The organism is Agrobacterium sp. S7/73, from assembly GCF_019355535.1.
Lineage (GTDB): Bacteria > Pseudomonadota > Alphaproteobacteria > Rhizobiales > Rhizobiaceae > Agrobacterium > Agrobacterium tumefaciens.
On sequence record NZ_CP072136.1, the window covers coordinates 1,266,522 to 1,280,184 of the forward strand.

A 13,663-nucleotide genomic window follows, 5' to 3' on the forward strand; every position below is an offset into this window, starting at 1 on the left:
TTGGCGACATTTCCGGTGTGGATTGGGAGTTTGTTTCGTTTTGTGTCGTTTTTTCTAATTGGATTAGAATAATAGCCTAAAATGATTATGTAAGATGCCAAACATCAAAAACTTACGTAAAAAAATGGCCATCCGGTGGCAACCGCGCCGCGCCACGGCAGATTGTCATTTGCCGCAAAGCATTTCACTCTCTCAATGATCACATTGCCTTGATTGGGGAGAGAGATGGCAAAAACTGCATTTTTTCGCGGCGCAGTATGTTTCGTAGGCAGCATCGCGGCGGTCACGCCTTCACTGGCGGGCGGCCTCGAGCGCGGTGGCTACAATATCGACCTGCTGTTCGACCCGTCGGACTATGTTCTCGACAGTTCCGCTACATTCGTTGCGCCACAGCGCAAGGTTGAGAATGCGCGTGACAATCCGCTGAAGAGCGGTCCGCTGCCTGCGACTTGGTCAAGGAGCGCAGATGACTCTGAAAACTTCTGGTCGACCCGCATCGGCGCCAAGGCGGCAATCGGCGATTTCGGCGACTGCATGTTCGATTATTCGCAGCCTTGGGGCGCGCACCTCAATCCCGGCATCTGGCAGGGATCGAGCTACAATATCGAAACCAAGGTAAAGTCGCACAATTACGCCACCACCTGCCGTGTGAAGTTTGATCTTGGCAAGGGCGACTTCTCGATTATTGGCGGCGGCTTTTACCAGGAGATCAGCGGTTATAAATACCGTCAGGTTCTTGGCCCAGCTGTTCTTGGCCTCAATCCGGCCTGGTCCAGCTTCAGCGGCGTCGGCAAACTTGAGATGGAAGGTGACGGTTGGGGTTGGCGCGCCGGCGTTGCCTACGAAATCCCCGAGGTCGCCTTCCGGGCGAGCCTTGTTTATAACAGCGCCGTCGATCATGACCTGACCGGTTTCGCCGACGTCAGAGGAGTTCCGCAGACGCCGCCGTCCATCTCTCCGACGCTGGCGAAATACGGCGGCAAGCTGGTGCCGATCTATGGCTCCGTTTCGATGCCAGACAGCATCGAACTCAAGGTGCAATCCGGCATAGCGCCGGACTGGCTGGCTTTCGGTTCGGTGAAGTGGACTGACTGGAGCCAGATTCAGGTCATTCCTTTCTGCGCGGTAGGGACGTCCCCCTGCGTTCCGAGCGGCGCTGACACGCTGAACACTCTAGACCTGTTTTATCGTGATGGCTGGACGATTTCCGGCGGCGTTGGTCACAAGTTCAACGAGCAGTGGAGCGGTGCTGTGAGCCTGACCTGGGATCGCGGTACATCGACTGTTATCGGCACCCAGACCGACACCTGGACGCTGGGCACGCAGATCGTCTACTCGCCGAACAAGAATATCGAGTTCAAGGTTGCCGGTGCTCTCGGCCTCCTGACCTCAGGTAGCTCATCCATCAACGGTGGACCTTGCGGTGCGGGCTTCACCTGCGGCAATGAGGCGGGCTACGACTTCGGCAACGATCTCGTGGCTGCGATCTCTACTGGCGTCAAGGTCAAGTTCTGACACCATTCGCCACATCTGAACGAAAAGAAAGGTCCGGTTTACCAACCGGACCTTTTTTCATTCCCGACTATGATTCCTGCTCGATAAAAATTTCTAGCCCGAAAGTTTTGTGACGATTTGGCAACACTTTTCTGCAAGCGTGGTGCCGCGTTGGAATGTGGGCATATCTGTCCATTTCCCGCCACAAACAAGGTGCTTGGCTTCTGTTCATGGACGCGGGGATGGAAGAACATGCAGGCGTTTGATGTGGGCCTGCGGAGTTGCGAAGAGTGAAAACGGGTTTGGATTCAGGGTTTAAGCAAGTAATACGGGAATTTGATCCGGGTTTCTTGTTTGGCGCTGACCGGCAGGCGGTCAAACGCCGTTATATTGCCGGAAATTATGCCTATATCTGTCTCACTGAAAATTTGGAGCAATTGCCGCATATGACCACCGGCAGTGCGCTGGAAAGTGCTGCCGGAAAGACGCAGTGTGTTCGAAAAATCGCGACCCGGCGGGGTTCAGCTTTGCAGTATTCCGCAAGTATTGGCTATATGCCGGGAAGAGTGAGAGAAGTTCGCCTAAATGCTGAAATGTGAAGCACATGTTCTAAAGCCGCTCATCATGAGCCTTTTGCTTGCGTCGCTCGCAATGCCGGTGCTGGCTTTTGACATCAACGCAGGCGTTACCAAGGAATCCGGGCCCTTCGACCTGTTCAAGTTCGGCTTCAAGGCCTACAAGAACGGTAACAAGGACGAAGCCGTCGAGGCCTATCGCTATGCGGCCGAAAAGGGCCATACCGGCTCGCGCTGGGCGCTTGCCAATATGTATGCCTTCGGCGATGGCGTTGCCAAGAACGACTTCGAAGCCTTCAAGATTTACAGCGAAATTGCCAGCCAGGGCGTCGAGCCGGGCTCCGAGGATACCGGCTTCTTCGTCAACGCGCTGCTTTCTCTTGCCGATTATTACCGCCACGGCATTCCCGGCACTCCGGTAAAGATGGACCTGTCGCAGGCCCGCCAGCTCTATTTTCAGGTGGCTTCCACCTTTGGCGTGGCTGAGGCCCAGTTCCGTCTGGCGGAAATGATCCTTGCGGGTGAGGGCGGCCGGGCGGATGTGCAGCAGGCCAAGAAGTGGCTCAATCAGGCACGCAAGCACGGCCATGCCGGCGCCATGTCGATTTTCGGTAATCTGCTTTTCCAGGAAGGCCAGACGACGCAGGGGCTCGCCTTCATGACGGCTGCGCTCGACAAGTGCACGGCGGTGGATTGCACCTGGATCCAGACCCTTCAGGAACAGGCTTTTTCGCTCGCGGGTGAAAACGATCGCCGCGCGGCTATCGCGCTGGCGCAGAACATGCAGATCGACGATCCGAACTGACAATTTTGGCTGAGGCGACTCAGAGCACGTCCTGTTTAAACGGAATCGTTTGACGTGCTCTAACTCTTTGTTTCGGAGCACTTTTACCGGAAATTCTCTAACTCGCCCGGCGAGCGCCGTTCAATTGATCGGCGTAAAATTGAAATAACCGCAGACCGGTACGTGGTCGGACGGTTTTTCCCAGGCCCGTACATGTTTTTCGATGCTCACCGATTCCAGCCTGTCGGCCGCTTCCGCCGACAGCATCAGGTGATCGATGCGGATGCCGTTATTCTTCGGCCATGCGCCAGCCTGATAATCCCAGAAGGAATAAAGTCCGGGTTCATCCGTCGTCGCGCGTGCGGCATCGGTAAAGCCGAGATTTTCCAGCCTGCGGAATGCCGAGCGCGTCTTGGGCAGGAACAGCGCATCGCCAGCCCAGACCCGCGGATCGTGGCAATCGAAGGGTTCGGGGATGACGTTGTAGTCACCCGCCAGAATAAGCGGCTCCTCAAGCGCAAGGCGATCTTCGGCAAAGCGGCGCAGCCGCTCCATCCATGCGAGCTTGTAGGGATATTTGACCGGATCGTCAGGCGGATTGCCGTTCGGCAGGTAGAGCGAGCAGACCCGGATCGCACCGCCATCAACGGAAAACACGCCCTCGATGAAGCGGGCCTGTTCATCGGCATCGTCGCCCGGCAGGCCGCGATTGATCTCGTCGGGCTTCATCTTCGACAGAAGGGCGACGCCGTTGAAGCCCTTCTGGCCATGGGTCTCGACGTGATAGCCGAGCGCTTCCAGCTCAAGGCGGGGAAAGCCTTCGTCAACCGACTTGATTTCCTGAAGGCAAACGATGTCGGGCGATGAATCCTTCAACCACTGGCAGAGGTTTTCGATACGCGCCTTGACGCCGTTGATGTTCCAGGTGGCAATCTTCATCGGAGTTTCCCTTTTGTGAGGTTACTTTTACCCGATGCAAAAGCGATTGCCACCGTTTTTGGAAACGGCTGGTGAGGATGTGGTGGATAGAGGGGAGGTTGGTAGAGTGAACTGGGCCGCGAAGTCAGCGTCATGTCTCTATCCCCTCATTCCTGTGCTTGTCACAGGAATCCAGCCGACGCGCGTCTGCGCGGCGGGGAGACAGGGATGAGGCAGGAGTGGGACGCGGATCACCTCAAAGCTGAGAGCATTGAGGCAGAGCCGCGGGCCGTTTCACTCAGATCGAGAAGCTGGTGCCGCAGCCGCAGCTTGCGACCGCGTTCGGGTTCTTGATCTGGAAGGACTGGCCGAGCAGATTGTCGACGAAGTCGATTTCAGAGCCGGCCATATAGACAACCGACAGGCTATCGATCAGCACCTTGGCGTCGCCGCGCGCAATCACGATGTCGTCATCGGCGGGGTCTTCCGCCAGATCGAACTTGTAGGAGAAGCCAGAGCAGCCGCCGCCTTCCACCGAAACGCGCAGAGCCTGCTTGCCCGCATCCGCTGCGACGATCTGGGCGATTCGCTTCGCTGCGGCTTCCGAAAGTGTAATGTCGCTGTTTTCCATGTCGTTCCTCGTGCCGGGGTCAAGAACCGGAGAGCAATAGATTTGTCGCCACCATTATAAACCAGTCAAATAAACGGTCTATAGCGATGTCCGCAACGGCCTTTGCAGCGATGATGCTTTGCGCCGACCTTTGCGATAGGTATGAAGGGTGGATGAAAAGGTCAATGGTCAAAGGCCATGGACTTCGGGTCAAAGGAAGTCCCGGCCAGAGAACAGTACAGGTGGATGAATGATTATAGACCAGCGCGCATTGGGTTTCGGAAGTGGCGAGAGGGCGGTTTTCGCCTCTGATCCATGGACCACGCGCGGGCGTCTTTTTGCCGAGGAGGGTAGCCTGACGCGCTCGGAGTTCCAGCGCGACCGGGACCGCATCGTCCACACCACGGCCTTTCGCCGGCTTAAACACAAGACGCAGGTTTTCATCAGCCCTGACGGCGACCATTACCGCACCCGGCTCACCCACACGATTGAGGTGGCGCAGATTGCCCGCGCACTCGCACGTGCTCTGAAGCTGGACGAGGATCTGGCCGAGGGCGTGGCTCTGGTGCATGATTTCGGCCACACGCCGTTCGGCCATACTGGTGAGGATGCGTTGGATGCGGTGTTGTTGCCCTATGGCGGCTTCGATCACAACGCGCAGTCGCTGCGCATCGTCACCAAGCTGGAGCGCCGCTACGCCGAATATGACGGCATCAACCTGACATGGGAGACGCTGGAGGGGCTGGTGAAGCACAATGGCCCGCTGGTCAATGCCGAGGGCGAGGGCGTGAAGGGCCCGGTTCCGCTGCCCATCCTCGAATATTGCGAGCTGCAGGATCTGGAAATCGGCAGCTATGCCAGCCTTGAGGCACAGATGGCGGCTATTGCCGACGACATCGCCTATAATACCCATGATATCGATGACGGCCTGCGTGCCGGTTATCTGAGCTTCGAGATGCTGGAAGAGGTGCCTTTCCTCAGCAAGCTGATGGCTGAGGTACGTGCGAAATATCCCGTGCTCGACAAGGAACGCTTCGCCAATGAAATCATGCGCCGCCAGATCACCCATATGGTCGAGGATGTAATCGGGGTCGCGCAGCAGAATCTTTCCCGGCTGAAACCGAAGAGTGCGGCCGATATCCGCGCCGCTGATTTTACCGTCGCGACTTTCTCGCCGGAAATGGCTGAAACCGACAGGCAGATCAAGAAACTGCTGTTTGCCCATATCTACCGGCATCCGGAAATCATGCGCATCCGCGCCGGCGCTACGCAGATCGTTACCGACCTTTTCCACCGTTATATGGAAGTGCCGGCAGAGATGCAGAGTCACTACTGGGTGGACAGCATTTCCGGTATGAGCAAGGCCGCAAAAGCCCGCCATGTGGGGGATTATCTGGCCGGTATGACCGACAGTTATGCACTGCGCGCCCACCAGCGGCTGTTTGACCACACCCCCGATTTGCGATAGGGCAGCGGGCGATCGCGAAGCCAACCCGGTTATGATGGCCGGACATGAACAGAAGCCCTTCGCGCAGGTTGGAACGATGAACATTTTTGCCGATTTCGATACCAGGATCAAAAACGCGCTCGAGACTCTCGATCTCGTGAAAGAGAACCGCGAAAAGGTCGATTTCAGTCGAATTACGGTCGAATCCCCGCGCGATCTGAGCCATGGCGATGTCGCAACCAATGCCGCTATGGTGTTGGCGAAGCCGCTCGGCACCAATCCCCGGGCGCTGGCCGAACTCATCGTGCCAGCACTTCAGGCAGATGGCGACGTCGATAGCGTCAACGTCGCTGGTCCCGGCTTTATCAATCTCAAGGTCTCTGTCGGTTACTGGCAGCGTCTTCTTGCCGACATGATCGGGCAGGGCATCGATTTCGGCCGCTCGAAGATCGGCACGGGTCAGAAGATCAACGTCGAATATGTCTCCGCCAACCCCACCGGTCCGATGCATGTCGGCCATTGCCGTGGTGCTGTCGTGGGTGACACGCTGGCGAACCTGCTCGCCTTCGCCGGTTATGGCGTGACCAAGGAATATTACATCAACGACGCCGGCTCGCAGATCGACGTGCTCGCGCGTTCGGTCTTCCTGCGTTACCGCGAGGCGCTTGGCGAAGATATCGGCGCCATTCCGTCGGGCTTCTACCCCGGTGACTATCTCGTTCCAGTCGGCCAGGCGCTGGCGGATGAATATGGCATCAAGCTGCGCGCCATGCCCGAGGAAAAGTGGCTACCTATCGTCAAGGACAAGGCGATCGCCGCAATGATGGTGATGATCCGTGAGGATCTGGAGACGCTGAACGTCAAGCACGACGTGTTCTTCTCGGAGCGCACGCTGCATGAGGGCAATGGCGGACCCATTCTCTCGGCCATCAACGATCTCACCTTCAAGGGCCACGTCTACAAGGGCACCCTGCCGCCGCCGAAGGGCGAGTTGCCGGAAGACTGGGAAGACCGCGAGCAGACGCTGTTCCGGTCCACCGAGGTGGGCGACGACATGGACCGCGCGCTGATGAAGTCGGACGGTTCCTACACCTATTTTGCCGCCGACGTCGCCTATTTCAAGAACAAGTTCGATCGCGGTTTTTCCGAGATGATCTATGTGCTCGGCGCCGACCACGGCGGCTATGTGAAGCGGCTTGAAGCGGTTGCGCGCGCCGTCTCGGAAGGCAAGTCGAAGCTGACGGTTCTTCTGTGCCAGCTCGTGAAGCTGTATCGCGATGGCGAGCCGGTGAAGATGTCGAAACGCTCAGGCGATTTCGTCACGCTGCGCGATGTGGTGGACGAAGTAGGTCGCGATCCCGTGCGATTCATGATGCTCTATCGGAAGAATTCCGAGCCGCTGGACTTCGATTTTGCGAAAGTGACCGAACAATCGAAGGATAATCCGGTCTTTTACGTGCAATATGCGCATGCCCGTTGCATGTCCATCTTCCGCCAGGCGCAGGAAGCGTTTCCGGGTCTTGCGCTCTCGCAGGACGACATGTCGTCTTCCGTTGCTTTGATTAGCGATATCAACGAGTTGCAGCTGGTTGCAAAGCTTGCTGAGTACCCGCGCCTGATCGAATCCGCAGCCCTTGCGCACGAGCCGCACAGGCTTGCTTTTTACCTCTACGATCTCGCCAGTTCCTTCCATGGACACTGGAACAAAGGTAAAGACCATCAGGAATTACGTTTTATTAACGATAAAAACCGAGAATTGAGCATTGCCAGACTCGGGCTGGTGAATGCTGTCGCGAATGTTTTGAAGTCTGGTCTTACGCTTTTAGGAGCGGACGCGCCTGACGAGATGCGATAACATATCACCATTATTTGCTCACAATACGCTGGCAAGAGCTGCAATGCGTAGATGGTGGAACACGTAATGGTCGAAAAAAATGTCGCGTATAACCGGGACGCCCGGTCTGAAGGGTTCGCTGACAACGATCCTCTGGCAGAACTGGCGCGTATCGTCGGTTTCGATGAGCGTCCTTCGCATGCGGGTTCCGAAGCTGCGCCACGCGCCGGCTCTGCGGCAACCCGCCGCGAACCCGAATTCAATCTCGAAGACGAGCTGCTTCGAGAGTTCGAGGTTTACGATGCGCCGCATGCCGATCCGGTCGTTCTTGACCCGGCAAACGATGTGCGTGCGGGCATCCACCCCAGCGACTTCATGCAGCGCGTCGAATCGGTTTTCGCCCGGCGCGAGCCTGAGCTTGCGCCAGCGGACGAACCCGTGTTCGAGGCAAGCCCCGCACCCGAAGTGAGCCAGGAGCCACTTCCCGAGGCCGATCAGGCCTACATTCACAATTACGTCGAGACGTCGACGCAGGACATCCGCGCGGATTTCCGTGACGATGCCGGTGCGGTTGCCGAGGTTTTCGATGTGCATTCGCGCCAGTCGCGCCCTGCCGAGCCGGTGGTTTACCAGCAGGCTGCATGGGAAGAGCCGCAGGCTGTCGAGCCGGCTCAAAGCACCTGGCACGCCATGCCTGAGCTTCCGGCCGATGTTTCGAGCAATATTGCGCATTCCGATCAGAGCCATGCGCCTGAGCCGCAGTCTTTCGATCTTGCCGATGAGGTAGAGATCGCCGTCGCCGAAGCGCCGGCGCCGATTTCCGTGCGTCCGCCGTCGCATGGTGGCCGTTCTTCGCTGGAATTTTCCAGCCTGCGTCTGCCGCTTGCCAATTTCGGCGCGCGCCGCGATGTTGCGGCAGGTGATCCCAAGCGGATCGAGCCGAGGGCCGAAGCGCTGCCTGCAGCCCGGATCGAGCCACAGGCCGAACCAGTTCCGGCGCCTGAGCCCGTCTTCGTTCAGGCGGAAGAAACTGCACCTACCTTTGCTCCTTCGGTTGCAGAGAAGCCGGTTGAAACAAATCTTTCGCCGATGGACGAGCTGATCTACGGCGTTGCGAAATATTCCATTCCCGGACGCGGCGAAGAGCCTGTCGTTCAGGATGCCCCCATCGCACAGGCTGCGCCTATCGTTCCGGCTGCAAGAGTGGAGCCGCCTTTGGTTGCCACGGCGCCGGTTGCCGCAGCCCCTGTAAAAGCAGCCCCGGTCGTAGCAGCGCCGCCCGTTCAGGAGCCGGACTTTGGGGATTTCGCAGGTTTCAACGACGATGATTTCGAGCTTGCGCTTGATGATCTCGATCTTGACCTCGACCTTTCCGAAATCGCTGCAGCGGAAGTCGCACCTGCGCCTGTGCCGCAGCCCGTTCGCCAGCAGCCGGTCGCTCCGGTAGCGGTTGCTGCCGCCGCGCCGCAGCCGGTGCGGGAACAGCCAGCACCTCAGCCGCGCCCGGCCCCGGTTGCTGCAATTCCGGTAGCCGCGCCTCCGGTTCAGCCGCGTCCGGTCGCAGCCGCACCGCAGCCGGTTGCACCACAAACGCTTGAAAGCCTGCCTTTCGATCCCTCGCAGATCGGTGAGACGGAAGAACATCCGGAAAATATTACCGAGATGGACGTGCCGGAATTGCCGGTCGGCGTTTTCGAACCCAAGCCTGTCGCCCGTCGTCACGAAGAAGACCTCGATATCGACACCGAGCTCGCAACGCTGTTTGCCCCGGCGGTTGCCGGTGGTCTTGACCGTCACAAACATGCGGAAAACCGGGCTGCTGCCCCGCAGGCGCGTCCTCAGGCACAGGGTCCGGAGGAGGTCGACGAATTTGAGCGGGCGCTGGAAGAAGATTTCCGCCGCTCTATGCAGGAGGCTGCTGCCTCGCGTGGCAATGCGCCGCGCGATGCCGAGAATACCTATGTCGACCATCAGCCGGCCTATCGCGAAGAAGAACGCGGCGGTCGCCGCTGGATCATGCCGGTTGCCGCAGCAATCGGTCTGGTGCTTGTCGGTGGTGGTGTTTACGCGCTGATGTCGGGCGGTTCGTCCGGAGCGGGCTCCAATGGCGCGCCGGTCATCATTTCCGCCGATAACGACCCGATGAAGGTGGTGCCGGAAAATCCGGGTGGCCGCGTCGTGCCCAACCAGGACAAGGCGGTTTACGACCGCGTGGCCGGTGGTAGCGCTGCCGATCCGAAGCAACCGGCGCTGATCTCCAGCAACGAAAAGCCTGTCGATGTGGTCCAGCGTACGCTGATACCCGAACAGCTGCCGCTGGAAGGTGAAAACGACGCGGACATGGAAGCCACCGGCACGCCGGTTGGCGAGACTGAAGATCCGCGCCTGCTTTCGCCGGAAGAAAAGGCCAGCCAGAACGAAGGTGCCGGTGCGACGGGCGTTTCGCCGCGCAAGGTCCGCACCATGATCGTCAAGCCTGATGGTACGCTGGTTGCACAGGAAGTCGATGCGCCTGCTGCCCAGCCACCGAAGGCCGACAAGGTCGCGGAGCTTGCTGCACCGCAGGCAGCCAAGCCGGGTGAGGGCGCTCCCGCCGTCATCGCCGCTTCGCGTGTTCCGGTTGCGCCTGAACACCCGCAGGCCAATACGCCAGCCGCTTCCTCCACACCGGCCTCGCAGTCGGCTGCGCCCGTTCCTTCGGCGCGTCCGTCTGCACAGCCTTCCAATGTGGTGGCAACGGTGACCAATCAGGGCAACGTCCGTCCTGCTGCAACTGCTCCGGCCCAGCCGCAGGCTGCACAGCAGCAGACAGCCGCCGCCATGCCCGCAGCAACGAGCGCGCCGTCTTCGGGTGGTTATTACATCCAGATCGCGTCCCTGCCGAGCCAGGCGGAGGCCCAGAAGTCCTACCAGAACATGTCGGCCAAGTTCGGTTCGGTCATTTCTGGTCGGGGCGTCGACATCAAGGCCGCTGAGATCGCCGGCAAGGGCACGTTCTACCGCGTCCGCATCCCGGCGGGGGACAAGAACGAAGCCGTGGCGCTGTGCGAAAAGTTCCGCGCAGCTGGCGGCAGCTGCCTGGTGGCGCGCTGATCGCGGCTGATCCGGTTGAGTGAAGATTGGGGCTGCCGTCTAAGGCAGCCCTCGCAGTGGGGAAAGGCTTTCCTCACATTCGACGTCATCCTCGGCCCCGTGGCGAGGATCTGCCAACGTTTCGCCAACCGTTCGGTTGCAGATGCTCGGGAAAGGCCCGAGCATGACGGCGGAGGGGTTGTCGACTTATCCCCGACGCCTTGCGGTATAAGGCCATTTCCCCATTCTGTGAGCGTGACATCATGACCGATTGCAAAGCTATGATCCTCGGATGCGGCGGGCTTACGCTTTCCGCTGACGAGATTGCCCTTTACCGCAATGAGCGGCCCTGGGGTTTCATCCTGTTCGGGCGCAATATCGGTGATGCGCAACAGATTACCGATCTCGTCGCCTCAATGCGCGATGCCGTCGCGCGGCCGGATGCCCCGGTTCTGATCGATCAGGAAGGCGGGCGCGTTCAGCGCATCAAGCCGCCGCTTTTGCAAGCCTATCCGAATGCCCGCATTCTTGGCGAGATATACGAGCGTGACCGGGAGGAAGGGCTGCGTGCGGCGTGGTTGATGTCGCGTCTGCATGCCTTCGATCTCATGAAATTCGGCATCAATATCGATTGCCTGCCGGTGCTCGACGTGCCGGTGGAAGGCGCCAGCAACGTCATTGGCAACCGGGCCTATGGCTACAGCCCGACCATGGTGGCGGAGATGGGGCAGGCGGCGGCTGACGGTCTCAAGGCGGGCGGTATGTTGCCTGTCATGAAACACATGCCGGGCCACGGTCGCGGCATGGTGGATTCGCACCATGAATTGCCTGTTGTCGATGTGCCGCTGGACGAGCTGGACGCCCATGATTTTGTGCCATTCCGCGCGCTGAACCGTGAATTGATGGCGATGAGCGCGCATCTGGTGTTCAACGCCGTCGATCGGGAGCGTCCGGCAACGACCTCGCCAAAGGTGATCGAGGAAATCATTCGTGGGCGAATCGGCTTTGACGGTCTGTTGATGTCCGACGACAGTTCCATGAATGCGCTGAAGGGCACGCTTGGCCAGCGTGCCGCGAATATTGTTGCGGGTGGCTGCGATATAGTCTTGCATTGCAACGGCGTGATGGGTGAAATGCTTGAGGTCGTTAAGGAGGTTCCCGTTCTTTCCGGCCGTTCGCTGGAGCGGGTGCGGGCCGTGGAAGCGGGTTTTCCCGCCGCTGATGCCTCCGACGAAGCTGAACTGAGAGCCGAATTCAACGCCATGTGGGCCGTTTCCTGACAATCGGGCGGCGGCCCGGTACTCGGGACGACAGGCCGGACGCCCGGCGGATGGAACAATGGCAGCAGACAAGTCTCGCACTTCAACGCCTATGGACAAGCTCTGGCAGGATGTGACGCCGGAGCGGCTGACGGGCGAGGCCGGGCTGGTGATCGATGTCGCGGGTTTCGAAGGCCCGCTCGATCTGTTGCTACACCTTGCCCGCACGCAGAAGGTCGATCTGTCGCGCATTTCGGTGCTGGCGCTTGCCGAGCAATATCTGCAATTCGTGGAAACAGCCCGCCGCGTGCGCATCGAGCTTGCGGCCGACTATCTGGTGATGGCGGCCTGGCTTGCCTTCCTCAAGTCCAAGCTTCTCATTCCGCAGCAGGCGAAGGATGACGGCCCCTCCGGCGAAGAAATGGCCGCGACGCTGGCCTTCCGGCTGAAACGTCTTGAGGCGATGCGGGAGGCGGCTGAACGCCTCGTCAACCGCGCCCAGCTTGGCCGCGATATCTTCGCCCGTGGCGCGCCGGAGCATATTCCGCATATCAACCGCTCGGCTTACGAGGCGAACCTATACGATCTCCTGAGTGCGTATGCCAATCTGCGGCAAAGGCAGGCCATCACCCAGGTCACGATTGAAAAGCGGCAGGTCTGGTCGCTGGTGGAAGCCCGGGAGCTTCTGAACAGTCTGCTCGGGGATGTCGGCGAGTGGACGGTGCTCGACCAATATCTGCTGCAATATGTGCCTGACCCCGCGATGCGCGTGACGGCAATCGCCAGCGCTTTCGCCGCCTCGCTGGAGCTGGTGCGCGAGGGATCGCTGCAAATCCGGCAGGAGGGCGCGTTCCAACCCATCTATATGCGCAGGAGCGAGCGAGATGACCGCGCGCCTAATGCGGAAAGGACTAATAATGACGCATGACGACGAGACCGGCGAAGCCGCCATCGTGGCAGATGGGGCGGCGGATGTGGTTGGGGCCGAGCCCGCGGTATTTTCCGAGCGTCAGCTGAAGGAAGCCGAGCGCATTGCCGAGGCGCTGGTCTTTGCCTCGGCCGAGCCGGTTTCAGTTGCCTTCATTGCCGAGCGGCTGCCGCGCGGCATGGATGTCGTTGCCATACTCCATGGGCTGAAGGCGGCTTATGGCGAGCGGGGCGTCAATCTGGTGCAGGTGGGGGGGCAATGGGCGTTCCGCACGGCCGGCGATCTCTCCTTCGTCGTCCATTCTGAGGAAAAGGAACCTAAGAAGCTTTCGCGTGCGGCGCTGGAGGTTCTGGCGATTGTGGCGTATCATCAGCCGGTGACACGCGCCGAAATCGAGGAAATCCGTGGCGTGCAAACCTCACGCGGTACCCTCGATGTGCTGATGGAGGCGGGTTGGGTGCGTTTCAGGGGCCGCAGGCGCACGCCGGGCAGGCCGGTGACGATCGGCACCACGGTGGAGTTTCTCGACCATTTCGGCCTTGAGGAATTGCGGGACTTGCCGGGCCTTGAGGAACTGAAGGGTGCGGGCCTGCTTTCGGGCCGTATTCCTTCCAATTTCGGCGTGCCTCTGCCGATGATGAGCGACGAATTGCGCGAAGACGAAGACCCGATCACGCAGCTCGATCTGGAAGAGTTGGGCCTGCTTGCACCTGGTGGCGGCGATGGCGACGATTGATATCGT

At 59.6% G+C, this 13,663-nt stretch carries 11 protein-coding genes; 9 read left to right on the forward strand and 2 right to left on the reverse strand.

Features of this window, described 5'->3' with window-relative positions; translation table 11 throughout:
• Window positions 1-225: 225 nt before the first annotated feature.
• The 3 genes from J5276_RS06300 to exoR all read left to right on the forward strand — a co-directional run bounded on the left by J5276_RS06300 (window position 226) and on the right by exoR (window position 2,874).
• Window positions 226-1,515 carry an outer membrane protein transport protein gene (locus J5276_RS06300; protein WP_112154631.1) on the forward strand — a complete coding sequence of 430 codons (1,290 nt, stop codon included), beginning with the start codon at window positions 226-228 and terminating at the stop codon, window positions 1,513-1,515.
• Window positions 1,516-1,784: 269 nt separating this feature from the next.
• Window positions 1,785-2,093 (forward strand): hypothetical protein, encoded by a 309-nt coding sequence (locus J5276_RS06305; RefSeq protein ID WP_233283652.1) that lies wholly within the window; start codon window positions 1,785-1,787, stop codon window positions 2,091-2,093.
• On the forward strand, window positions 2,080-2,874 hold the full coding sequence (exoR, locus tag J5276_RS06310; protein WP_003515620.1) for an exopolysaccharide production regulator ExoR: 795 nt from the start codon (window positions 2,080-2,082) through the stop codon (window positions 2,872-2,874). Before J5276_RS06305 ends, exoR begins: the two co-directional genes overlap by 14 nt.
• Before the next feature lie 120 nt (window positions 2,875-2,994).
• Here exoR and xth read toward each other — a convergent pair whose 3' ends face one another.
• Together xth and erpA are read right to left on the reverse strand one after the other, a co-directional pair.
• Window positions 2,995-3,792, reverse strand: coding sequence for an exodeoxyribonuclease III (xth, locus tag J5276_RS06315; protein WP_003515617.1), 798 nt, complete (start codon window positions 3,790-3,792; stop codon window positions 2,995-2,997).
• 277 nt (window positions 3,793-4,069) lie between these two features.
• Window positions 4,070-4,402, reverse strand: coding sequence for an iron-sulfur cluster insertion protein ErpA (erpA, locus tag J5276_RS06320; protein WP_003515615.1), 333 nt, complete (start codon window positions 4,400-4,402; stop codon window positions 4,070-4,072).
• A gap of 229 nt (window positions 4,403-4,631) precedes the next feature.
• On the opposite strand from erpA, the gene J5276_RS06325 reads away from it, so the two are divergent.
• The 6 genes from J5276_RS06325 (at window position 4,632) to scpB (ending at window position 13,657) form a co-directional block, all read left to right on the forward strand.
• Window positions 4,632-5,849, forward strand: coding sequence for a deoxyguanosinetriphosphate triphosphohydrolase (locus J5276_RS06325; protein WP_003515612.1), 1,218 nt, complete (start codon window positions 4,632-4,634; stop codon window positions 5,847-5,849).
• A gap of 76 nt (window positions 5,850-5,925) precedes the next feature.
• Complete coding sequence (argS, locus tag J5276_RS06330; RefSeq protein ID WP_003515610.1) at window positions 5,926-7,683, forward strand: arginine--tRNA ligase; 1,758 nt, start codon at window positions 5,926-5,928, stop codon at window positions 7,681-7,683.
• Window positions 7,684-7,749: 66 nt separating this feature from the next.
• Window positions 7,750-10,755 (forward strand): SPOR domain-containing protein, encoded by a 3,006-nt coding sequence (locus J5276_RS06335; protein WP_112154632.1) that lies wholly within the window; start codon window positions 7,750-7,752, stop codon window positions 10,753-10,755.
• A gap of 242 nt (window positions 10,756-10,997) precedes the next feature.
• Window positions 10,998-12,014 (forward strand): beta-N-acetylhexosaminidase, encoded by a 1,017-nt coding sequence (gene nagZ / locus J5276_RS06340; RefSeq protein ID WP_026330914.1) that lies wholly within the window; start codon window positions 10,998-11,000, stop codon window positions 12,012-12,014.
• A gap of 58 nt (window positions 12,015-12,072) precedes the next feature.
• The gene (locus tag J5276_RS06345; RefSeq protein WP_112154633.1) at window positions 12,073-12,921 is read left to right on the forward strand and encodes a ScpA family protein; all 849 of its coding nucleotides are present in this window, start codon (window positions 12,073-12,075) and stop codon (window positions 12,919-12,921) included.
• Window positions 12,911-13,657: an SMC-Scp complex subunit ScpB gene (gene scpB / locus J5276_RS06350; protein WP_019566157.1), complete on the forward strand. Its 747-nt coding sequence runs from the start codon at window positions 12,911-12,913 to the stop codon at window positions 13,655-13,657. Before J5276_RS06345 ends, scpB begins: the two co-directional genes overlap by 11 nt.
• The last annotated feature ends 6 nt before the right edge of the window (window positions 13,658-13,663 follow it).

Bases quoted from the DNA above. Each gene is read 5' to 3' on its own strand.
- J5276_RS06300 (WP_112154631.1), top strand. From the start codon at position 226: ATGGCAAAAACTGCATTTTTTCGCGGCGCAGTATGTTTCGTAGGCAGC.
- exoR (WP_003515620.1), top strand. From the start codon at position 2,080: ATGCTGAAATGTGAAGCACATGTTCTAAAGCCGCTCATCATGAGCCTT.
- xth (WP_003515617.1), bottom strand. From the start codon at position 3,792: ATGAAGATTGCCACCTGGAACATCAACGGCGTCAAGGCGCGTATCGAA.
- erpA (WP_003515615.1), bottom strand. From the start codon at position 4,402: ATGGAAAACAGCGACATTACACTTTCGGAAGCCGCAGCGAAGCGAATC.
- J5276_RS06325 (WP_003515612.1), top strand. From the start codon at position 4,632: ATGATTATAGACCAGCGCGCATTGGGTTTCGGAAGTGGCGAGAGGGCG.
- argS (WP_003515610.1), top strand. From the start codon at position 5,926: ATGAACATTTTTGCCGATTTCGATACCAGGATCAAAAACGCGCTCGAG.
- J5276_RS06335 (WP_112154632.1), top strand. From the start codon at position 7,750: ATGGTCGAAAAAAATGTCGCGTATAACCGGGACGCCCGGTCTGAAGGG.
- nagZ (WP_026330914.1), top strand. From the start codon at position 10,998: ATGACCGATTGCAAAGCTATGATCCTCGGATGCGGCGGGCTTACGCTT.
- J5276_RS06345 (WP_112154633.1), top strand. From the start codon at position 12,073: ATGGCAGCAGACAAGTCTCGCACTTCAACGCCTATGGACAAGCTCTGG.
- scpB (WP_019566157.1), top strand. From the start codon at position 12,911: ATGACGCATGACGACGAGACCGGCGAAGCCGCCATCGTGGCAGATGGG.